This is a genomic window from Cognatundibacterium jejuense (genome assembly GCF_014284255.1).
Classification (GTDB): Bacteria; Pseudomonadota; Gammaproteobacteria; order Burkholderiales; family Burkholderiaceae_D; genus Undibacterium; species Undibacterium jejuense.
This window is the reverse complement of the sequence record NZ_JACOFV010000005.1, coordinates 204800-226307: the sequence shown is the minus strand read 5'-3', so window position 1 is coordinate 226307 and position 21508 is coordinate 204800. Positions and strand designations below refer to the sequence as shown.

General features: G+C 46.6%; 19 protein-coding genes and 3 tRNA genes. 6 read left to right on the top strand and 16 right to left on the bottom strand.

Annotated elements, in window-relative coordinates:
- Window positions 1-42 precede the first annotated feature (42 nt).
- On the bottom strand, window positions 43-2148 hold the full coding sequence (gene uvrB / locus H8K32_RS07685) for an excinuclease ABC subunit UvrB (protein WP_186911919.1): 2106 nt from the start codon (window positions 2146-2148) through the stop codon (window positions 43-45).
- A 225-nt stretch (window positions 2149-2373) separates the two neighbouring features.
- Here uvrB and H8K32_RS07680 point away from each other — a divergent pair, with 225 nt between their 5' ends.
- The 4 genes from H8K32_RS07680 (at window position 2374) to H8K32_RS20660 (ending at window position 6359) form a co-directional block, all read left to right on the top strand.
- Window positions 2374-3588, top strand: coding sequence for an amino acid aminotransferase (locus H8K32_RS07680; RefSeq protein WP_186911889.1), 1215 nt, complete (start codon window positions 2374-2376; stop codon window positions 3586-3588).
- A 59-nt stretch (window positions 3589-3647) separates the two neighbouring features.
- Window positions 3648-3723: transfer RNA gene (locus H8K32_RS07675), tRNA-Asn, on the top strand.
- A 73-nt stretch (window positions 3724-3796) separates the two neighbouring features.
- A tRNA-Asn gene (locus H8K32_RS07670) sits at window positions 3797-3872 on the top strand.
- A gap of 480 nt (window positions 3873-4352) precedes the next feature.
- Complete coding sequence (locus H8K32_RS20660; protein ID WP_186911888.1) at window positions 4353-6359, top strand: methyl-accepting chemotaxis protein; 2007 nt, start codon at window positions 4353-4355, stop codon at window positions 6357-6359.
- A gap of 70 nt (window positions 6360-6429) precedes the next feature.
- Here H8K32_RS20660 and H8K32_RS07660 read toward each other — a convergent pair whose 3' ends face one another.
- The 14 genes from H8K32_RS07660 to H8K32_RS07595 form a co-directional block, all read right to left on the bottom strand.
- On the bottom strand, window positions 6430-6804 hold the full coding sequence (locus H8K32_RS07660) for a MerR family transcriptional regulator (RefSeq protein WP_186911887.1): 375 nt from the start codon (window positions 6802-6804) through the stop codon (window positions 6430-6432).
- A gap of 6 nt (window positions 6805-6810) precedes the next feature.
- Window positions 6811-7224: an integration host factor subunit alpha gene (locus H8K32_RS07655; protein ID WP_186911886.1), complete on the bottom strand. Its 414-nt coding sequence runs from the start codon at window positions 7222-7224 to the stop codon at window positions 6811-6813.
- Window positions 7225-7268: 44 nt separating this feature from the next.
- The gene (gene pheT / locus H8K32_RS07650; RefSeq protein ID WP_186911885.1) at window positions 7269-9695 is read right to left on the bottom strand and encodes a phenylalanine--tRNA ligase subunit beta; all 2427 of its coding nucleotides are present in this window, start codon (window positions 9693-9695) and stop codon (window positions 7269-7271) included.
- A gap of 49 nt (window positions 9696-9744) precedes the next feature.
- Window positions 9745-10761 (bottom strand): phenylalanine--tRNA ligase subunit alpha, encoded by a 1017-nt coding sequence (pheS, locus tag H8K32_RS07645; protein ID WP_186911884.1) that lies wholly within the window; start codon window positions 10759-10761, stop codon window positions 9745-9747.
- 228 nt (window positions 10762-10989) lie between these two features.
- The gene (gene rplT, locus H8K32_RS07640) at window positions 10990-11349 is read right to left on the bottom strand and encodes a 50S ribosomal protein L20 (RefSeq protein WP_186911883.1); all 360 of its coding nucleotides are present in this window, start codon (window positions 11347-11349) and stop codon (window positions 10990-10992) included.
- 27 nt (window positions 11350-11376) lie between these two features.
- Entirely contained in the window at window positions 11377-11574 is a 198-nt protein-coding gene (gene rpmI / locus H8K32_RS07635) for a 50S ribosomal protein L35 (protein ID WP_110253942.1), read from the bottom strand.
- A 182-nt stretch (window positions 11575-11756) separates the two neighbouring features.
- Window positions 11757-12278 carry a translation initiation factor IF-3 gene (gene infC, locus H8K32_RS07630; RefSeq protein ID WP_186911918.1) on the bottom strand — a complete coding sequence of 174 codons (522 nt, stop codon included), beginning with the start codon at window positions 12276-12278 and terminating at the stop codon, window positions 11757-11759.
- A gap of 72 nt (window positions 12279-12350) precedes the next feature.
- Window positions 12351-14261: a threonine--tRNA ligase gene (gene thrS / locus H8K32_RS07625; protein ID WP_186911882.1), complete on the bottom strand. Its 1911-nt coding sequence runs from the start codon at window positions 14259-14261 to the stop codon at window positions 12351-12353.
- Window positions 14262-14471: 210 nt separating this feature from the next.
- A tRNA-Val gene (locus H8K32_RS07620) sits at window positions 14472-14548 on the bottom strand.
- Between the two features lie 115 nt (window positions 14549-14663).
- Window positions 14664-16898 (bottom strand): RelA/SpoT family protein, encoded by a 2235-nt coding sequence (locus H8K32_RS07615; RefSeq protein WP_186911881.1) that lies wholly within the window; start codon window positions 16896-16898, stop codon window positions 14664-14666.
- An 8-nt stretch (window positions 16899-16906) separates the two neighbouring features.
- The gene (locus H8K32_RS07610) at window positions 16907-17257 is read right to left on the bottom strand and encodes a RidA family protein (protein ID WP_186911880.1); all 351 of its coding nucleotides are present in this window, start codon (window positions 17255-17257) and stop codon (window positions 16907-16909) included.
- 43 nt (window positions 17258-17300) lie between these two features.
- Window positions 17301-18167 carry an alpha/beta fold hydrolase gene (locus tag H8K32_RS07605; RefSeq protein WP_186911879.1) on the bottom strand — a complete coding sequence of 289 codons (867 nt, stop codon included), beginning with the start codon at window positions 18165-18167 and terminating at the stop codon, window positions 17301-17303.
- A gap of 297 nt (window positions 18168-18464) precedes the next feature.
- Window positions 18465-19106 (bottom strand): CoA transferase subunit B, encoded by a 642-nt coding sequence (locus tag H8K32_RS07600; RefSeq protein WP_186911878.1) that lies wholly within the window; start codon window positions 19104-19106, stop codon window positions 18465-18467.
- Window positions 19107-19121: 15 nt separating this feature from the next.
- Complete coding sequence (locus H8K32_RS07595) at window positions 19122-19823, bottom strand: CoA transferase subunit A (protein ID WP_186911877.1); 702 nt, start codon at window positions 19821-19823, stop codon at window positions 19122-19124.
- A 224-nt stretch (window positions 19824-20047) separates the two neighbouring features.
- On the opposite strand from H8K32_RS07595, the gene H8K32_RS07590 reads away from it, so the two are divergent.
- Window positions 20048-20608 carry a PAS and helix-turn-helix domain-containing protein gene (locus H8K32_RS07590; RefSeq protein WP_186911876.1) on the top strand — a complete coding sequence of 187 codons (561 nt, stop codon included), beginning with the start codon at window positions 20048-20050 and terminating at the stop codon, window positions 20606-20608.
- Between the two features lie 71 nt (window positions 20609-20679).
- Here H8K32_RS07590 and H8K32_RS07585 read toward each other — a convergent pair whose 3' ends face one another.
- Complete coding sequence (locus H8K32_RS07585) at window positions 20680-21003, bottom strand: metalloregulator ArsR/SmtB family transcription factor (RefSeq protein WP_186911875.1); 324 nt, start codon at window positions 21001-21003, stop codon at window positions 20680-20682.
- Window positions 21004-21087: 84 nt separating this feature from the next.
- Here H8K32_RS07585 and H8K32_RS07580 point away from each other — a divergent pair, with 84 nt between their 5' ends.
- Window positions 21088-21498: a DCC1-like thiol-disulfide oxidoreductase family protein gene (locus H8K32_RS07580; RefSeq protein ID WP_186911874.1), complete on the top strand. Its 411-nt coding sequence runs from the start codon at window positions 21088-21090 to the stop codon at window positions 21496-21498.
- Window positions 21499-21508 lie beyond the last annotated feature (10 nt).

The following is a 21508-nucleotide window of genomic DNA, read 5'->3' as shown; positions in this document are numbered from 1 at the left end:
ACAAACATGTTGTCTAAAAAGCGATAGTCTCTATCGCTTTTTTTATTTACCTGCGATGACTCCAAGTACATCATGCCCACCAGCGCCAAATAATAATTCTTTAAGGTGTGCCAACTGATCTCGCACTTGTGCCGCTTTTTCAAATTCAAGATTTTTGGCATGATCAAGCATGAGTTTTTCCAGACGTTTGATTTCACGACTGATTTGCTTCTCGCTCATCATTTCGTATTTAGCCGCCTCTTGGGCTATTGCCAAATCTTCCTTCGCTTCTTGGGGATTATAGACGCCATCAATAATGTCTTTAATCTGCTTACGAATGCCGGTTGGCGTAATATTGTTTTCGAGATTGAACGCCAATTGCTTGTTGCGACGGCGCTCTGTTTCACCCATTGCACGTCGCATTGAATCGGTGATTTTATCGGCGTATAAGATTGCTTTACCATGCAGGTTACGCGCAGCGCGACCAATGGTCTGAATCAAACTGCGCTCTGAACGTAAGAAACCTTCTTTATCGGCATCCAGAATCGCCACCAAGGACACCTCCGGAATGTCCAAACCTTCGCGCAGCAAGTTAATTCCGACCAAAACATCAAAGGTGCCCAGACGCAAATCGCGAATAATCTCTACCCGCTCTACGGTATCAATATCACTATGCAAATAGCGCACCTTGATGCCATTTTCACCCAAGAATTCAGTCAATTGTTCCGACATGCGCTTCGTCAGGGTAGTGACTAATACGCGTTCATTTTTCTTCACGCGATCGGTAATTTCCCCCATCAAGTCATCGACCTGTGTTAAGGCTGGACGCACTTCAATCTCTGGGTCAACCAGACCAGTAGGACGTACAACCTGCTCAACGACCTGATCTGCATGTTGATGTTCATAATCACCTGGGGTTGCCGACACAAAGACTGTTTGGCGCAATTTACTCTCGAACTCCGCAAATTTGAGTGGCCGGTTATCCAATGCTGACGGCAGACGGAAGCCGTAATCAACCAAATTGGTTTTACGCGCGCGGTCACCGTTGTACATGCCATTCAATTGTCCAGTCAGGACATGTGATTCATCCAGGAACATCAAGGCATCAGCTGGCAAATAATCAACCAGTGTCGGTGGCGGTTCACCAGCCTTGGCACCGCTCAAGTGCCGAGAATAGTTTTCAATCCCTTTAGTAAAGCCAATCTCAGCCATCATTTCCAGGTCAAAACGAGTGCGTTGTTCTATGCGCTGTTCTTCAATCAGTTTGTTTTCGCGGCGAAAAAAGTCTAATCGCTCGCGTAATTCCACTTTGATCGTTTCTATTGCCCGTAACACAGTTTCACGCGGCGTCACGTAATGCGAACCAGGGTAGACGGTAAAGCGGGCAATTTTTTGCTTAATCCGGCCAGTTAAAGGATCAAACAATTGTAGATTTTCGATTTCGTCATCGAACATCTCTACTCGCAATGCTAATTCTGCATGCTCCGCTGGGAAAATATCGATCGTATCGCCACGCACCCTGAACGTACCACGCCCAAAATCCACCTCATTGCGGGAATATTGCATCTGTATCAGACGTGCGATCACATCACGTTGACTGACTTTGTCCTTGGCGCGCAAAGTCAGAATCATTTTGTGGTACTCGTTAGGATTACCGATACCGTAAATCGCCGAGACGGTGGCGACGATAATGACGTCGCGTCTTTCCATTAAGGATTTAGTACAAGACAAACGCATTTGTTCGATATGTTCGTTGATGGCTGAATCCTTCTCAATAAACAAATCGCGTTGCGGGACGTAGGCTTCTGGTTGGTAGTAATCGTAGTAAGAAACAAAATACTCGACCGCATTGCGTGGGAAAAACTCACGGAACTCGCTGTACAACTGTGCGGCCAAAGTCTTATTTGGCGCAAAAATAATTGCCGGGCGGCCAGTACGGGCAATCACATTAGCCATAGTGTAGGTTTTACCTGAGCCCGTCACACCTAATAGAGTCTGAAAAAACAAACCATCATCAATTCCCTCAACCAACTTCGCTATCGCCGCAGGTTGATCGCCCGCGGGTTCAAACATTTGGTAAAGCTGAAAAGCTGAATTAGGGAAAGAAATAAACTTTGCTTCATCCAAAGTTTCAGATAAAGCGACTGAATTCACTGGTGCTACCGCCATGGTGCTGTTACCTTTGCTAAAATATGAGGCTGTCATAGAACTTACCCAAACAGGCTCGCTTGCGCAATACCCTGGCGCAACACTAAATGCCATTGCTGCACACCGGTAGCATCGTCTCTGGCTCACCCTAGCCTGAATTTTTGCGTAAGTCTTATGTAGTTTGCTTTAAAACATCATACCAACCATCTCTGTCGACAAGGACAGACAATTATCCATATTATCACGATGACCGCCCTCACCTCTTCTCCTCTGTTTTCAGCCATAGAAATGGCTCCTCGCGACCCTATTTTGGGGATCACGGAAGCATTTAATGCCGATCAAAGTCCCGCCAAAGTCAATCTGGGTGTTGGCGTCTATTATGACGACAATGGCAAGGTTCCGTTGTTGGAATGCGTTAAAAAAGCCGAAGCCATCCTGATTGAGAAATATGCACCGCGCACTTATTTGCCTATCGAAGGCTTGGCCGCCTACGACAAAGCAGTTCAAGAGCTGGTATTTGGCGCGGATAGTGCTGTCATAAAAGAAAAGCGCGCGATTACGGCGCAAGCAATTGGCGGTACCGGAGCGTTGAAATTGGGCGCCGACTTTCTGCAACGTTTCGCTCCAGACTCCGAGGTCTGGATCAGCGATCCTAGCTGGGAAAATCATCGCGCATTATTTGAATCAGCCGGATTTAAAGTCAATACCTACCCGTACTATGATGCAACTACCCGCGGCGTGAACTTTAGTGGCATGTTCGCTGCACTCAAGGCGATGCCTGCAGGCTCCATCGTGTTGTTGCACGCTTGCTGCCACAACCCGACTGGCGCGGATCTTACCGACGATCAGTGGACAAAAATCATCAATGTCGTCACGGAACGTGGATTGATTCCCTTCCTTGACATGGCATACCAGGGTTTTGGTGATGGTATCGAAGCAGATGGTCAGGTAGTACGTCGTTTTGCCGAGGCTGGTGGTGCCTTGTTTGTTTCCAATTCATTTTCTAAATCATTTTCCTTATATGGAGAACGTGTTGGTGCTTTGAGCATCGTTGCGAGCAGCGCGGATGAAGCAGCACGCATCATGTCGCAATTAAAGCGTGTAATTCGTACCAACTACTCCAACCCACCATCCCATGGCGGTCAGGTTGTTGCTACCGTACTGGCAACGCCAGAGCTGCGCCAATTGTGGGAAGAAGAACTGGCAGGCATGCGTGTGCGTATACGTGAGATGCGTCAAGCATTCGTAGAAAAATTAAAAGCAAAAGCACCAGCACATCAGTTTGATTTCGTGATGCAACAACGCGGCATGTTCTCATATTCTGGACTCACAAAAGAGCAAGTACAACAAATGCGCGAGAACAACTCTATCTACGCCGTGGACACTGGTCGTATCTGTGTTGCCGCACTCAACAACAAAAATATCGATCAAGTCATCGCATCGATTGCCAAAGTTTTGTAATTGAAAACCGCCGAGGCGTTGACAAGTGATGCTTCGGCGCATATAATCTTTGTCTCTGTTCCCTGATAGCTCAGTCGGTAGAGCGACGGACTGTTAATCCGCAGGTCCCTGGTTCGAGTCCAGGTCGGGGAGCCACAGAATTTGAAGTACGTAGTGAACTTAATAAAAAATCACTGCAAAAAAGTTTAACGAAGATTTTATCTTCTATTCCCTGATAGCTCAGTCGGTAGAGCGACGGACTGTTAATCCGCAGGTCCCTGGTTCGAGTCCAGGTCGGGGAGCCAAATTTTTAAGGGCTTAACTTTACTGTTAAGCCCTTTTTCTTCGCCAGAAATTCTTGAAGCGTATCAACGATATAATTCAAATTTTTCCGGCTTGTGTTTTTCAAAAATTTTTTGAAAACATTTCCAGACACCGCTGCCAGTCTGTTTCAGTGTGGTCAGCACCCCAGGTAGTACCCAGGCTTTACACTGATTGGCTATCGCTGAATCTCGCCGCGTCAACGCATAAGATAATTTATCCATAGTACCGTAGGGCCCACGGTGCTATATCCCATGCATGGTTATGACATTTGATACACGCGAGATTTCAGTGCCCTCCCCATCCAATCGCTTCCCCCCCCCCAGATTCTCAACAAAATGTCATTTGTATCACGTTTTTACAGTGCTTACAAAAAGTCACAATAGTCATAGCTGCGTAACATTTGAGGATTAATCTTTCCGGTAATCAATTCCCCCAAACCGCATTTTAGTTTCAAATATATCGTGCTCAATCTTATCTCTCCTGCAATCCGCCTGATGCAAGGCTTTCGCATCGGCCATAAAGTCGCTTTCGTCGCCACAGCATTTGCCATCCCACTTTTTGTCGTGGTGGCAATGTTGTTTAGCGAAATGCAAACTGAGGTAGCCGCCACCAAAGAAAAACAGGTGGCGATACAGCAGATTCAACAATATCAATCATTGCAAATGGAGCTCAGAAAATATCGCGCTCTAATGCATATGCAATTGACTGGCAACAAACAAGTTGGCGACCTGGTTAATGCCAGCAAGGCGACGATTGAGAAGTCATTCGACAAAATCAGCAATAAAGCGATTGCCGATGAAATCAAAAAGCAATGGCAAGCGATTTCAGCCAAACAGGCAGGCATGAAGGCCGCTGAAAGCTTTGTTCAATACAGCCAATTACTTGATCTCTTAACAAAAAAAATTATTACCACCGCTTATTCCAGCAAACTGGCGCTCGATAGCGATTTTACGACGCATGAATTAGCGGGCATCTATTTGAACAACATTCCATCGATTGTTGAAAAATTATCCATCATGTCCGCTCGCGGTGCTGCCTACATTGACAGTGGATTATTTGAAGCAGGTGAAGATGTTACGTTGAATTCATTGCAAATGCTGGCGCAGCAGGAAATCAAACAACTTACAGAACAATCCGTTGCACTTGAGAAAGAAAATCCAGAGTACAAAGGCACGCTGGAAAATTTGCGCAACAACTTGACAATCGGACTTAAATTTCTGGAGCGCGCTAAAGACGAAGTCTTATCCTCAGTCAATCAAAGCTCAGGCACAGCATTTTTAGCGGCTGGCCAGGAAGGCCTAAATAAATTGGCCGAATCTGATTTTGCTGCGACTAATCTGGTTAATGAACGTTTAGACACACATATTCACCAGTTAAATTTAAAAATCATCAGAATGTTTGCGGCAATTATTGCTCTCGTTTTACTTGCGTGTTATTTCTTGCTCGGCATCTATTTTTCTTTGGCACGCGATATTGGCGTACTGACGTCGGCAATTGCAAAAACAGCCGACGGCGATCTTCAACATACGGAAACCAGCGACGGCAAAGACGAACTCGCCCAACTAATCAATGCAGTAGGAAAAATGAATCTTGGTTTAAGCAATCTGGTCGACAATATCCGCACCGGCGCCGAAAACGTCAATACAATTGCAAAAGAAATCCATGATGAAAATATTGATCTTGCAAGTCGCACTGAAAATCAGGCGGGCGCATTACAACAAACAGCCAGTTCAGTAGAAGAATTGACCAGCACAATTAAAGAAAATGCTGGCAACCTGTCGCAAGCCAGCACGCTCATTCACGCCTCAGCTGATTCGGTTCAACAAGGTTTGCAGGTCATGGACAAAGCCATTGATACGATGCAAACCGTTACCACTACTTCAAAGAAAATTTCTGAAATCATCGGGGTTATGGATGGCATTGCTTTCCAAACCAATATTCTGGCGTTGAACGCTGCCGTTGAAGCCGCCCGTGCCGGTCAGGAAGGTCGTGGATTTGCAGTCGTTGCAAGTGAAGTCAGAAACCTCGCGCAACGCAGTGCCAATGCCGCAAAGGAAATTAAAGCTTTGATAGTCTCATCTGGCGAAGCGATAAAAAACGGCAGCACGATGATCAACACGGCCGGCAAAACGATGCGTGAGATCGCTGAAAATGTTGAACAAGTCACAGATCTTATCAAGCATGTAAGTAATGCCAGTCAGGAACAAAGCGCTGGCATTTCAAGTGTTAATGAGGCGATCAACAGCATTGATGAAATTACTCAGCACAATGCCGCGTTGGTTGGGCAAGCAACCGAATCTACCGATAAGCTGGAAAGTCAGGCAAGTGAATTAAGTGCTGCGGTGAGCGTATTTAAAACAAAGCAAACCAACCAGAATGAATTATCCCCTTCTCCGAAATTAGTACGCAACTCAACCAGAGAACGACAAATTCGTCAGGCAAAAACCCACATGAAGGCCATTGCCTGAATTTGAACCATAAGATATAAAAAAATCCCCGGTACTTTAAAGTAACCGGGGATTTTTATTTAATACCCAACTATGGCACTAATAAGGTCAGAATAGAACGCAATTCATCTCTGATCTGATGCAAATTGACTGGCATTTCATCAGGCTCATCAAGCTGATTTTGCAATCTTGCCGATCCACTTCCGAGCTTGTTACGAGCACCGTTAATTGTAAACCCTTGCTCATACAACAGTTCGCGAATACGTCGTATCAGCAAAACTTCATGATGTTGATAATAGCGTCGGTTGCCACGGCGCTTGACCGGTTTTAATTGCGAAAACTCCTGCTCCCAGTAGCGCAATACATGCGGCTTAACGCCGCATAATTCGCTGACCTCGCCAATTGTAAAATACCGTTTAGCAGGAATCGGAGGCAAGCTGACAGATTCAATCTTAATTTCAGTCATCTATTTTTAAGCAGCATGAGCAAGAGGTTGACCGCTGACATCATCCACCATGCCTTTCAATTTTTGACTCGCATGGAAAGTAACGACGCGACGAGCGGTGATAGGAATTTCTTCACCAGTTTTGGGATTACGCCCTGGACGCTGAGGCTTATCACGCAACTGAAAATTGCCAAAACCAGACAATTTTACCGATTCACCTCGCTCCAAAGCATCACGAATTTCATCAAAAAAAGTTTCTACCATATCCTTCGCTTCGCGCTTATTCAGGCCAACTTGCTCAAAGAGCAATTCAGCCAACTCGGCTTTAGTTAAGGTAGGCAACTCTTTTTCCGCTTGAGAACGAGCCCTTGCTTCTAGCATCGCACGATTCAAATCGGCATCTAATACCGATTGAAATTCAGCGGAATTTACGTCATTCATTATCAAACTCATCTAATCTTTATCAGGCAATGCCAGTTATGCTATTAACGCAACTTAGCCGAAAATTTCTGGCCAGCTGCGGAGGTCAGAGCAGCCATTGCCGTTTCCACTCTGTCATCTTGTAAGGTACTTTGAGTATCTTGCAAGCTAAAGCGGAATGCAAGACTTTTTTCATCTGCTTCCAAACCTTTACCGCGATATTCATCAAACAAAACAATGGCTTGCACAATTTTACAGACTTCATTATTGTGCGCTTCCGCCTTAAATACATCCAGCAAATCTTGCACCGCAACGCCTTGTTTTACGACCAATGCCAGATCACGTGTCACTGCCTGGAACTTAGAAATCTCATGGTAAACCGGGACATTCACTTCCTGCAATGCTAAAGCTTCCACTTCAAATACCACCGGTGCCAATGGCAGGTCATATTTTTGTTGCAAGCGCGGATGTAATTCACCTATGAAGCCGATGTGTTTACCATCACATTCTATGCTTGCGCTACGTCCAGGATGCAATGCAACGTGTTCAGTTTTGACAAAACGTAAAGCTTTAGGTGCAAACAATGCCTCTAAATCGGCTTTCACATCAAAGAAGTCAACGTTACGCTGTGCCGCGCCCCACTGCTCTTCGACAACTGGTCCATAGGCCAGCGCAGACAGATGCTTAGGCTGATGATAACCAGCCACCGACAAAGCACCATCAGCGACCGCCTGATCACGCAAATAGACTGCACCAATTTCGAAAATGCGGACGCGGTTAACTTTACGATTCAGGTTGTAACGTGCATTCGCGATCAGGCTACCGATCAGATTCGTGCGCATTACACCCATCTGGCTTGCAATTGGATTCAATAATTTGATCGGCGCATCGTTGCCAGCAAAGTCTTTTTCCCATGCTTCTTCGACAAAGCTATAGTTGACGACTTCTTGATAATCCTGATCTGCGACTAAACGACGAATTGCAAACAATGAACGCTCGTTTTCAGGTGCGATCAACATCGCGCTAGCGGCCACTGGCGGCAAAGCAGGGATATTTTCGAAACCATAAACACGCGCTACTTCTTCGATCAGATCTTCTTCGATTTCGATATCGAATCGATATGATGGCGGCGTCACCAGGAACTCACCATCCTGATGCGTGAATTGCAAATTCAAACGCGTAAAAATATCCGCAATCGCAGCATCAGTCAAAGGTACGCCAATGACTTTTTGCGCACGAGCAGTACGCAATTTAACTGGCAAACGCTGTGGCAGATTGACGATCTGATCATCCACTGGCCCAACCTTGACTTGCTCAGTGCCACCGCAGATTTCAACGATCAAAGCAGTAATACGTTCGATGTGCTCAACGATGTTTTCGAAGTCAACGCCACGCTCAAAACGATGTGCGGCATCGGTAGAGAAATTGAAACGACGAGACCGACCTTGAATTGCGTTCGGCCACCAGAATGCGGCTTCCAGATAAATATTTTGCGTATCCAGTGTCACGGAAGTTGAATCACCACCCATGATACCAGCCAGAGATTCAATCTCTTTATCGTCAGCAATGACACCGATCCATTCATCAACCTCAACGGTATTGCCGTTCAGGAGCTTGGCTGACTCGCCAGTCTTACCCCAACGCACATCCATTCCACCTTGGATCTTATCGAGATCAAACACATGTGACGGACGTCCGAGCTCTAACATTACATAGTTAGATATATCGACCAATGCAGAGATAGGACGCTGTCCACTGCGTTCCAGACGCTGTTTCATCCATTCTGGCGTTGCCGCTTTCGCGTTCACGCCGCGTATTACACGACCACAGAAGCGACCGCATAAATCTGGCGCAGAAACTTTGACTGGCAAAATTTCATCCAGCGTGACCGGAATTTCCTTGGTGGTTGGCAAATGCATAGGCGTGCCAGTCAAGGCCGACACTTCGCGCGCCACGCCTAATACGGATAAGCAATCTGCTTTATTTGGTGTCAGCTTAATGGTAAATTTCAAATCATTGAGCTGATAGTAATCACGGAAATTCTGACCAACTGGCGCATCCGCCGGCAGATCCATCAAGCCACCAGCATCATCCGATAATTTCAATTCGCGGGCGGAGCACAACATACCTTGCGATTCAACGCCGCGCAGCTTACCAACTTTGATTTCGAATGGCTTACCGTCCGCGCCTGGTGGCAAAATCGCGCCAGCCATCGCACACGGCACACGCATGCCGACGCGCACGTTAGGCGCACCGCAAACGATGTTTAGCAAGGTGCCGGTGCCAACATCAACCTGACAGATATTCAAGCGATCTGCATCAGGGTGTTTGGCGATTTCGCGAATTTCCGCGACCACGACATTGTTAAAAGGAGGAGCCACAGGCTCAACTTCTTCGACCTCTAAACCCGACATGGTCAACAGATGAGAGAGTTCATCCGAAGACATTTTCGGATCAACCATGGTGCGAAGCCAGTTTTCAGAAAATTGCATAATTCAGCCGTCTAATGTGAGATGCCTGAGCGCAGCGCGCTCAAAAAATTTAGTTGAATTGCTTCAGGAAACGCAAGTCGCCTTCGTAGAACAAACGCAGATCGTTGACGCCATAACGCAGCATCGTCAAACGTTCGAGGCCTGAACCAAAAGCAAAGCCGATATAAGTTTCTGGATCAAGACCCATGTTGCGAATCACGCTGGGGTGCACTTGACCAGAGCCGGAAACTTCAAGCCAACGACCTTTCAACGGACCACTACCGAAAGCGATATCGATTTCAGCCGATGGTTCTGTAAATGGGAAGTACGATGGACGGAAACGAACCTGCAAATCATCGGTTTCAAAAAACGCCTTAACGAAATTCAGATACACGCCTTTGAGATCGGCGAAGCTGATATCTTCAGCGATCCACAAACCCTCAACCTGATGAAACATCGGTGAGTGCGTCGCATCGCTATCAACGCGGTAGGTACGACCTGGTGCGATGACTTTGATTGGCGGTTTATTCATGCGCGCATAACGCACTTGCATAGGACTAGTATGGGTACGCAGCAATAACTGCTTACCTTGACTATCTTTGCCATCAATATAAAACGTATCTTGCATAGAACGCGCCGGGTGATTTTCCGGGCTGTTTAATGCAGTGAAGTTGGTCCAGTCGGTTTCGATTTCCGGACCATCGGCCACGTCAAAACCAATCGAACGGAAAATTTCTTCTACCCGTTGCCAGGTGCGCATGACAGGGTGAATCCCCCCGACGCTGCGGCCACGACCAGGCAAAGTCACATCGATAGCCTCCGCATTCAGACGTGCTTGCAATTGCGCATTAGCGAGCGCGTCACGGCGCTCAGTCAAGGCGGTTTCAATTTGTACTTTGGCGGCGTTAATCACCGCGCCTTGTGTCTTACGCTCGTCTGGCGAGAGCTTACCCAGACTTTTCATTTGTTCGGTAATCTGGCCACTTTTGCCCAGATATAAGGCTTTCGCATTTTCCAGCGCAGCGGCATCTGCTGCCGCAAGAAAATCAGCACAGGCTTGGCTGACGATTTGGTCTAAAGGGTTCATGCGTTGTTCCCGCTTACAAACTGATAATGATAGAACTTTTACAAAACTTAGCCAAGCAAACGTTCTGCGACAGTAAGAAAAATATCTTTAGCACAGCAACGGAACAAGATTAGTTTGATTCAAAGTTCTCAATGCGCTGAAAACAAAACGGGGCATAGGAATCAACCTCTGCCCCGCTTGATAGATGCGACATGTATAAACACATCGCAAGCGACTACAAATTACTAATTACGCAGCCAGGTTGGCTTTAACTTGATTAACAATCGCAGCAAATGCTGGTTTGTCCATCACAGCCATGTCTGCCAGTACTTTACGGTCGAGTTCAATAGAAGCTTTTTTCAAGCCGTTCATGAACACGCTGTATGTCATACCGTGTTGACGTGTTGCTGCGTTGATACGAGTAATCCACAGTGCGCGGAATACGCGTTTTTTGTTGCGGCGATCGCGGTATGCGTATTGGCCAGCGCGCATAACTGCTTGCTTAGCAATACGGTAAACCTTACTACGACGACCACGGTAACCTTTTGCAAGGTTTAAAACTTTCTTATGACGGGCACGAGCTGTAACCCCACGTTTTACTCTAGGCATAATAACTCCTTAATAATGAGTATGAGGTTAAGCTGTAGGCATCATGCGCATTACGGATACCATGTTGGTGTCATGAACACCTACGGAACCGCGCAATTGACGTTTGTTTTTGGTAGTTTTCTTAGTCAAGATATGACGTTTGAAAGCTTGACCGCGTTTAACGGTACCACCTGGACGTACGCGGAAGCGCTTTTTTGCGCTGCTTTTCGTCTTCATTTTTGGCATAGCACTATCTGTCTATTACGACAGCCTCATTTTATATGATGGTAGGTGGCAGCAACGATCGCTACTCTTGGATGCCTACTTCTCACTTATGTGACCCGCCACTTTCGTGGCAGGTCTTTCGCAATACGCATTCAACGCACATCGCAAAATTCTTTTTTACTACATTAAAGCTAATTAACTAATTACTTCTTTTTCTTCGGTGCCAGAATCATGACCATCTGACGACCTTCCATCTTTGGAAACTGCTCTACCTGACCATACGGTTCCAGATCCAGTTTCAAACGTTCAAGAACGCGCATACCGATCTCTTGGTGCGCCATTTCACGACCGCGGAAACGCAGAGTGATCTTGGTTTTATCGCCATCATCAAGGAACTTGATCAAATTACGCAGTTTGATGTTGTAATCACCATCGTCAGTACCTGGGCGGAATTTCACTTCTTTCACCAAAATGACTTTTTGTTTCAATTTGGCTTCGTGAGCTTTTTTCTGCTCTTGGTACTTAAACTTGCCGTAATCCATCAAACGACAAACTGGAGGTTGCGCGGTTGGTGCAATCTCCACCAAATCCACATTAGCCTCTTCGGCCAAGCGGAAGGCTTCACCCAGTTTAACGATCCCCAGAGGTTCGTTATCAACGCCAGACAAGCGCACTTCAGGCGCGGTAACTTCACCGTTGATACGATGTGTTCTTTCGGTAGCTATTGCAGTTTCCTTTAAAAAATAAAATCTTCACCGTGCCATCTCCCTAAAAAAGGGAGATTGCTGACTGATCTGTTAAACCTTGTTTGCTATCTCACCTTGAAGGCGAGAGATGAAGGCATCCAGAGGCATTACCCCCAGATCCAGATTGCCACGCGTACGCACAGCCACTGTGTTGGCATCCCGTTCTTTATCGCCGATTACTAATATGTAAGGTAATTTTTGAATAGAATGCTCGCGTATTTTATATGTAATCTTCTCATTACGCAAATCAGTATTTACTCTAAACCCTTGTTTTTTCAGGTTTTCTGCAACAGCCTTGGTGTATTCCGCTTGCGACTCAGAGATATTCAACACAGAAACTTGCACTGGCGCCAACCATAAAGGCAAGGCACCGGCGTGATTTTCTATCAAAATACCAATGAAACGCTCCATAGAACCAACAATCGCACGGTGCAGCATGACAGGCACTTTACGGCTATTGTCATCAGCCACATATTCCGCACCCAGACGGCCTGGCATGAAGAAATCGACCTGCATCGTACCAACTTGCCATGGGCGACCGAGACTATCTTTGAGGTGATACTCAATCTTAGGACCGTAGAATGCCCCCTCACCTGGCAACTCTTCCCACTCAGTCACACCACAGCTACGCAAACCAGCACGCAAAGTTTCTTCAGCTTTATCCCAAATCTCATCCGTACCAATACGATTATCTGGGCGCAATGCCAATTTAATAGCAATATTTTCAAACCCGAAGTCCTGATACACCTTCATTGCTTGCGGGTGAAATGCAATTACCTCATCCTGAATCTGCTCTTCAGTACAGAAGATGTGACCATCATCCTGAGTAAAGCCCCGTACGCGCATAATGCCGTGCAAAGCACCGGATGGCTCATTACGATGACACTGACCGAATTCACCGAAACGCAATGGCAAATCGCGGTAGCTCTTCATACCAGAGTTGAAAATTTGCACATGGCCAGGACAATTCATCGGCTTCAATGCGTATGCACGATTTTCCGATTCAGTGACAAACATGTTGTCTTTGTAGTTATCCCAGTGACCAGTTTTATTCCACAGACTGCTGTCGAGAATCTGCGGACCCTTTACTTCCTGATAACCGCAGTCTTGATAGACCTTACGCATGTATTGCTCAATTTGCTGCCAGATAGTCCAGCCTTTTGCATGCCAAAACACCAGGCCAGGTGCCTCATCCTGAAAGTGGAAGAAATCCAATGCCTTACCGAGCTTACGGTGATCGCGCTTCTCCGCCTCTTCCAGCATGTGCAGGTATTGCTCCTGATCTTCTTTCTTAGCGAACGCAGTACCGTAAATACGTTGCAGCATTTCGTTTTTGGAATCGCCGCGCCAGTAAGCACCTGCCAACTTCATCAACTTAAACACTTTCAATTTGCCTGTTGAAGGCACATGAGGACCGCGACACAAATCAGTGAAGTTACCTTCTGTATACAAAGAAACATCCTGATCCGCCGGAATCGATTCAATGATTTCCGCCTTATACGCCTCACCAATCGACTTAAAGTAAGCAACCGCTTCATCGCGTGGCAATACCTTGCGAGTAACCTGTTCATCCTTCTTAGCCAATTCAGCCATTTTCTTTTCAATCAGCACCAGATCATCGGGTGTGAATGGGCGCTTGTACGAGAAGTCATAGTAAAAGCCATTTTCAATCACCGGACCGATAGTAACCTGCGCCTCAGGAAACAACTCCTTCACAGCGTACGCTAACAAATGTGCTGTCGAGTGACGAATCACTTCCAAACCATCAACATCCTTATCCGTAACAATCGCCAGCTCGACATCATTCTCAATTAAATAAGACGTATCAACCAACTTACCATCAACACGACCAGCCAATGCAGCCTTAGCCAGACCCGCACCAATGCTGGATGCAACTTGCGCAACCGTTACCGGCGCATCGAATTGTCGTTGCGAACCATCAGGAAGTTTTACTGAGACCATATCACTCTCCAAAGAGAAAGAAGTTTGCTAAAAAAAGGGAATTAAAAAATGCAGACGAAAAAAAAGCACGGCTAGCCGTGCTTTTTCAAATTTGATACAGACGAAAAAGATCCTCGACTAGAGTCGCTCCCAAACCATTTGCGTGGTAGTTCGCGGTGTCATAACCAGGATGCCTTTCTCGCTCTTATCTAAAGGTACTACTAAATTCTATGGTAGACACGATTGGACTCGAACCAACGACCCCTACCATGTCAAGGTAGTGCTCTAACCAGCTGAGCTACGCGTCTAAAGAAACGAGAGTATAGCAGAACCAGTGAAATAATTACTAGCCCCCAAGGGCACTTTTTTATATAGGGCCTGATTTTCTGGGTAAATTGACCGCCACCAAATAAAAAATCACTCTTACTGACGTCGTACTTCTTGCACGCCGTTGACTTCACGAATAACCGCCAATGCCCTTTGCAATTGTGTTGTGCCGCCGATTTCCGCCGTGAAGGACATCCGTGCCTGCCCCTTAGCACTTTGTGTATTCACACCGATAACATTAATTTTTTCACGCGAGAAAACCTCCGAGATATCTCGCAGCAGACCCTGGCGATCTTGTGCCATGACGAAAATATCGACCGGATACACCGTATCTTTCACCTGCTCACCCCAGGTGGTCTGTATCACGCGTTCAGGAGCTTTGTTGCGCATTTCTGCAAAATTTTTGCAGGTCAGGCGATGGATAGAGACTCCCTTACCCCGCGTTACAAAGCCGACAATGTTATCTGGCGGTGCAGGTTTGCAGCAACGCGCCAATTGCGTCATCAAGCCATCTGTACCGACCACCAAAACACCCGACTTAGCACCCTGCGTGACACTCGATGCGCGGCTCTTGTTCGCGACAAACTCATCTGGCTCTTCGACAGGCGCGTTGTCGCGCAAGACTGTTTCTATCTGACGCAGACTAAATTCTTCTTTACCAACTGATAGAAAAAATTCATCCAAGGCGGCAAAGCCCAGTTTGCGCGCCAGCTCTTCGAGATTAACCGCGGTCTTGCCCTCGCGCTGCAAAGTCTTTTCAACCATTGACCGACCAGAAGCCAAGGTTTCCTGCTGGTCAATTGCATTAAACCAGGCGCGAATCTTGGTGCGGGTGCGGGTACTGACAGAATATTCGGGGCTCAACCAATCACGCGATGGACCTGACTGCGTTGAGCCTGATTTTAAAGTAATGATCTCCACCGTCTGCCCATTTTGCAAACGGGTGTTGAGCGGCACCATAACGTTATCCACGCGAGCACCGCGACAACGGTGCCCGACATCCGTATGCAACTGGTAAGCAAAATCAACAGCGGTTGCACCACATGGCAATTCGATCACGCGCGCTTGTGGCGTCAACACATATATTCTGTCATCCAGACTCGCGGCCTTGAGCTTTTCAACCCATTCACGCTGCACGTCTTCATGCTCAACAACCGCATCAGCAATTTCCGTTTTCCACGCCAACAATTGGCGCAGCCAAGCGATTTTCTCGTCGTACTCCTGAGCCGTAAAATTAGAGCCGCCGCTTTCTTTATAGCGCCAGTGCGCCGCGACACCATATTCAGCAAACTGATGCATTTCACGCGTACGTATCTGCACCTCAAGTGGCCGACCATCTTCCACCGTCACCACCGTGTGCAATGATTTGTAGCCATTTGATTTTGGGCGGGAAATATAGTCGTCAAACTCTTTCGGAATCGGCGCCCAGGCATTGTGCACGATACCTAGCACCGTATAACAATCCTTGATGTCGTCGACAATCACCCTAAATGCACGCACATCATAGAGCTCGTCGAAATTCATCGACTTACCCTTCATTTTTTTCCAGATACTGTAGATGTGCTTAGGACGTCCACTGACTTCAGCTTTAACACCCGCGGCCTTTAATTCTGCAGTCAAACGGGCGATCGCATTGACAACGAAACTTTCACGCTCAACCCGTTTTTCTTCAAGCATTTTGGCAATACGTTTATATTGCTCCGGCTCCAAAAAACGGAAAGACAAATCTTCTAATTCCCATTTCAATTGCCACACACCGAGTCGATTGGCCAAAGGCGCGTATAAATCCATAGTCTCAGATGCGTACTGGCGCGTCGCCCCATCGTCACGCTTGCATTCAGCAAAATAACGCAAGGTGGTAACGCGGGACGCCAAGCGCACTAACACCACGCGCATATCAGTCGCCATTGCCAACACCATTTTGCGCAGGGTTTCCATTTGCGCCGCCGCTTTACCTGCGGCATCTTTACCCTTACCCAAATCTTGCTGCGACCAGGTTGCTTCACGCAATTTCATGAGGCGGCGGATGCCATTGACTAGGTCGTCAATCTCTTTCCCAAAACGTACCTCGATTTGTTGTGCCGCAACGGGATTAAGATCCGGCAATTCAAATAAGATTGCCGCCAGCATCGAATCCACATCCGTTCGCAGCATCGCCAGTGTCGATAGGACGCCCTCAACAAATTGCAACACGTTCTGCCCAGTTACAACACTAAGCTCTGAATAACATGGCGTAACAAATTCCAGCGCACAGGCTAGGCGCTCTTTTTCTGCGTCTGTCAGACCATCAGAAAATCGTGAAGCCGAAACGGAAATGGAGGTCGATACCATACTAATCTTTACTTTTGCGCCGCTGTAACAACAACTTCAATCAACCACTCGGGATTCGCCAATTTTGCCTCTACTGTCGCACGCGGTGGTGAGTTACCAGGCGCGACCCAGTCGTCCCACACTTTGTTCATCTCAGAAATCAAGCTGATATCTGATAAGAAGATCTGACATGACAAAATACGTGTTTTATCGCTTCCAGCTTCTTGCAGCAAGCGATCAACATGCCCTAACACTTCGGCAGTCTGACCTGCAATATCGTTGCTGGTATTTTCTGGGATCTGCCCTGCCAGATACACCACGCCGTTATAAATCGCCACCTCGGACAAACGGGCGCCCACATGTAATCTTTTAATTTCCATTTCTCTGCCTTACCTCTAAAACTCTTTAAGATTTTTAAAATATTCAATCATTCAGAAAAAAATCACGTGCAATCGCGATTTGTTCCGCACTGACAAAAGTCGGCGCATGCCCAACATGCGGTATCAGTACCAAACTCGCACGTGGTCCGCGACGGGTCATCTCGGTTGCTGTTTCAGACGACAATAAATCGGAATCTGCCCCACGCACCACCAAAGTCTTGCTTTTGATTGCGTCATATGCTGCCCACAACATAGCTTCGCCAGCAACAACCTGTTCTGGCGTTGTCGCTTTAAAAGGCTGACATAACCCCAGATCGTAATGTTTAATCCATTGCCCGGTGTCATTTTTTCGCAAAACATCACGCGCCAACTTCTCCCACTGCGCATCAGTGTGCGCACCAAAAGGTTGCGAAATTGACTTAATGTAAGCCAGCGCCTCATCAAAGCGCTCAAAGGCCACCGCCTGCCCCACATACTCGCCAATACGGCTCAGCGCCACAGGATTAAGTGCTGGACCTACGTCATTGAGTAGTAATTTACGGATTGGGTTCCCCTCAAGTGAAGCAATACCCATACCAATTAAACCACCCATGGATGTACCAAACCAATCAACCGTATCCACTTCCAGTCTGGCGAGCAAGGTCACCATATCACTAACGTACTGAGGAATCTGGTAATGCATAGGGTTGCGTAGTCGCCCTGAAGAACCACGCCCCACCACATCAGGGCAAACAACTCGGTATTCTTCGCACAGACTTGTCGCTAAGGAATCAAAATCATCCGAAACCCGAGCCAGACCGTGAACGCATACCAATACCTTAGGATTGTTGGCATCACCCCATTCTTTGTATGACATGGTATGCAAACCAGTCGGCGACAAGCATTGCACGGATTTTCGTGTCGATCGCATAAAAACTCCCGGATAACGTGGATACGACTTTTGTCGTTGAAACTATCTTTGATTGATATTTCTGATAGACATCACTTGCATCAGATTTTACATTTATACCATTAATTCACCCGTATTCCGATGGCTTTTCATGGATAAAAAGTACTGAAGGACATAACCCAGAGCCAACTGGTGATCCGCCGACACGCCAAAACATGACTCAGATCAAATAAAATTCAAAATAAAAAAGCCAACGAGCAAATCGTTGGCTTTTGGCGGAATGTTAATTCAAACCCTCAAATCAGCTTGAGCCCTACATCAGGCAAACGCTGTCACATCAAGTTTGGCTTCTGTTTTCGTCACAATCTCATCCACTGTCACGCCAGTCGCCAGCTCAACCAACTTCAAGCCTTGCGGCGTCACATCGATCACACCGAGGTCGGTAATAATGCGATTGACCACGCCAACGCCAGTCAACGGCAAGTTACATTGATTCAAAATCTTGTGCGCGTCACCCTTAGCAACATGCTCCATCAAGACTACAACACGGCCAACGCCAGCGACCAGATCCATCGCACCGCCCATACCCTTCACCATCTTGCCAGGGATCATCCAGTTAGCCAAATCACCTTTCTGGCTCACCTGCATTGCACCCAGGATAGCAAGATTGATCTTGCCACCGCGTATCATCGCAAAAGAATCAGCAGAACTAAAAATGGATGAACCAGGTAAGGTCGTCACAGTTTGCTTACCAGCGTTAATCAAATCAGCATCAACCTCATCTTCTGTTGGAAAAGGACCGATACCCAGTAAACCATTTTCTGATTGCAACCAGACTTCCATCCCTTGTGGAACATGGTTCGCTACTAAAGTTGGCAATCCAATACCAAGATTGACGTAAAAACCATCTTGCAATTCCAATGCTGCACGCGCAGCCATTTCATCACGATTCCAAGCCATTTCTTTCTCCTGATCTTAGTTAGATGGACGCACGGTGCGTTGTTCTATGCGTTTTTCCGGTTGCGCATTGACGACGATACGCTGCACAAAAATGCCCGGCGTATGCACTTCATCCGGATCAATCTCACCAATTTCTACCAGAACTTCCACTTCTGCAACGGTAATTTTTCCTGCCATCGCCACATTAGGATTGAAGTTACGTGCAGTTTTACGATAAACCAGATTACCGGCTTTGTCGGCTTTCCAGGCTTTGACCAGAGACACGTCAGATACCAAAGAACGTTCCATCACATATTGATGGCCATCGAATTCGCGGATTTCTTTACCGTCAGCAACGATAGTACCGACGCCAGTTTTAGTGAAGAAAGCGGGAATACCAGCACCACCAGCACGTAATTTTTCTGCCAATGTGCCTTGTGGGGTAAACTCCAGCTCCAATTCGCCAGCCAGGTATTGGCGTTCGAATTCTTTGTTTTCACCAACATACGAAGAAATCATTTTTTTGATCTGACGAGTCGTCAATAACTGCCCCAGACCAAAACCATCAACACCTGCATTATTTGAGATTGCGGTTAATTCCTTTGCGCCAGTATCACGCAAAGCGGCAATCAAAGCCTCGGGAATGCCACACAGACCGAATCCGCCAACGGCGATCGTCTGCCCATCTTTTACTATGTCCGCCAAGGCGGTTTGTGCGTCAGGATAAACTTTATTCATCACTGTCCCCTTCTGATTTCAGGATTGATTGGATAGGTTTTTTTATTGCATTCAAGTACTATCAACGAATTTAATAAATTTAATCGATTTTCGGAAGTCTGCTTCAGATAGGCAGCTAATCCGAATACAAAAATGCATGCTTATTCTTTAATAGCCCTTAAGCATAAGATGCTACGTTATACTGCGCAATACCGTAAAACTACGCAATTTTGTTCTCGTTTAAAATGAATCCACCGCAAACCATCGATTTTGCCAGCATTTTTCAACTAGCACCGATAGGTATGTGCGTATCCCAGAATCGCATCATACACGCCTGTAATGATGCATTGGCAGCGATGTTTGGCTACCAGAAAGACGCCCTGGTTGGCGCATCGTTTCAGGTGCTGTATCCAACACCGGACGAATTTGAAAGAACTGGCGCGAGAATTGTGCCAATTATGAATGCCAAAGGTTCCTATTCTGATGAGCGCATCATGAAGCGGGCAAACCAGGAATTATTCTGGTGCCATGTGTCCGGCCGCGGACTGGATAAAAAAGATCCTCATGCAGCAGGAATCTGGACCTTCGAAGACCTCAGCGCAAAACGCCCGGTCAGCGCTGAACTAACCCCCAGAGAACGCGAAATCGCTGCCCTGCTAGTCGAAGGCAAAACCAGCAAACTCATCGCCCGACAAATTGGCTTAAGCCCGCGCACAGTAGAAATGCACCGCGCTAAATTGATGAAAAAATTTTCAGCCTCGACGTCGAGTGAATTGGTGCACAAATTGCTGGGGATTATGCGGTAATAAATACAAGGCCATTTTTAAAATGGTACCTCTGTTCCGCCGCGCAATGAATACAAGAACTGATGTCAGCCTTACGATTGTCCGGCATTCTTTTTTGCCTTCGCTGCGCTCTCGCGCACCAAAGGTCCGCCCACCGGGCAAATAGTCGCAAGGCAGGTATGCAAGGTACCGATCAAATTATCATCAGCCAGGCTATAGTGAACAAACTGTCCCTTTTTCTCACTCTTGACCAAATCAGCACTTTCCAAAATTTTCAGATGTTTAGAAAGCGACGGCTTACTCATTTCGAATCTTTCCGCCAACTCACCGGCGGTCATCGACGATTCCGACAAATAAGCCAAAATTTTACGACGTGGGTTCGAAGCCAGTGCCTCAAATATTTTGTCTATTTTCATGTTGTATTTAGCTAATTAGTTAAATATACTATACCCTATCATTAATTGGCGCTCTCATTAAACCTCCATTCAAAGGGAGATTATATGCACTACCCCACTCAAAACTCGCATGTTGTGTGGCTAGTGTACGACGGAGAATGTCCAGTCTGCAAAACGTATTGCAAATACATTCGAATCAGAGAAGCCGTTGGAGAACTACACCTCGTCGATGCGCGACTGCCCAGCACACTGCTGGACGAAATCACCGATGCAGGTCTCGATATTGACCAAGGGATGGTAGTGAAATTTAACAATGCTATGTATTACGGTCCGGACGCGATCCATCTTTTGACACTCTTGAGTTCACCTTCAGGTATTTTCAATCGCATTAATTTTTATCTATTTCGAACAAAATTAGGCGCTAAAATTTTATATCCGGTCTGTAAATTAATAAGAAATCTGGCTCTTAAAATTCTAGGCATCGAATACATCGAAAATCTGAAGTCGATAAAATAAATACTGCCCC

Excerpts from the sequence above, each read along its gene's own strand:
- pheT (WP_186911885.1), bottom strand. The coding sequence starts at position 9,695 with ATGCAATTTTCTGAAAACTGGCTTCGCACCATGGTTGATCCGAAAATG.
- H8K32_RS07615 (WP_186911881.1), bottom strand. The coding sequence starts at position 16,898 with ATGGTATCGACCTCCATTTCCGTTTCGGCTTCACGATTTTCTGATGGT.
- rpmI (WP_110253942.1), bottom strand. The coding sequence starts at position 11,574 with ATGCCAAAAATGAAGACGAAAAGCAGCGCAAAAAAGCGCTTCCGCGTA.
- H8K32_RS07580 (WP_186911874.1), top strand. The coding sequence starts at position 21,088 with ATGCACTACCCCACTCAAAACTCGCATGTTGTGTGGCTAGTGTACGAC.
- H8K32_RS07595 (WP_186911877.1), bottom strand. The coding sequence starts at position 19,823 with ATGAATAAAGTTTATCCTGACGCACAAACCGCCTTGGCGGACATAGTA.
- H8K32_RS07655 (WP_186911886.1), bottom strand. The coding sequence starts at position 7,224 with ATGAATGACGTAAATTCCGCTGAATTTCAATCGGTATTAGATGCCGAT.
- H8K32_RS07600 (WP_186911878.1), bottom strand. The coding sequence starts at position 19,106 with ATGGCTTGGAATCGTGATGAAATGGCTGCGCGTGCAGCATTGGAATTG.
- H8K32_RS07680 (WP_186911889.1), top strand. The coding sequence starts at position 2,374 with ATGACCGCCCTCACCTCTTCTCCTCTGTTTTCAGCCATAGAAATGGCT.
- rplT (WP_186911883.1), bottom strand. The coding sequence starts at position 11,349 with ATGCCTAGAGTAAAACGTGGGGTTACAGCTCGTGCCCGTCATAAGAAA.
- uvrB (WP_186911919.1), bottom strand. The coding sequence starts at position 2,148 with ATGGCGGTAGCACCAGTGAATTCAGTCGCTTTATCTGAAACTTTGGAT.
- H8K32_RS07660 (WP_186911887.1), bottom strand. The coding sequence starts at position 6,804 with ATGACTGAAATTAAGATTGAATCTGTCAGCTTGCCTCCGATTCCTGCT.
- H8K32_RS07590 (WP_186911876.1), top strand. The coding sequence starts at position 20,048 with ATGAATCCACCGCAAACCATCGATTTTGCCAGCATTTTTCAACTAGCA.
- H8K32_RS07610 (WP_186911880.1), bottom strand. The coding sequence starts at position 17,257 with ATGGAAATTAAAAGATTACATGTGGGCGCCCGTTTGTCCGAGGTGGCG.
- H8K32_RS07585 (WP_186911875.1), bottom strand. The coding sequence starts at position 21,003 with ATGAAAATAGACAAAATATTTGAGGCACTGGCTTCGAACCCACGTCGT.
- H8K32_RS07605 (WP_186911879.1), bottom strand. The coding sequence starts at position 18,167 with ATGCGATCGACACGAAAATCCGTGCAATGCTTGTCGCCGACTGGTTTG.
- thrS (WP_186911882.1), bottom strand. The coding sequence starts at position 14,261 with ATGGTCTCAGTAAAACTTCCTGATGGTTCGCAACGACAATTCGATGCG.
- pheS (WP_186911884.1), bottom strand. The coding sequence starts at position 10,761 with ATGAACCCTTTAGACCAAATCGTCAGCCAAGCCTGTGCTGATTTTCTT.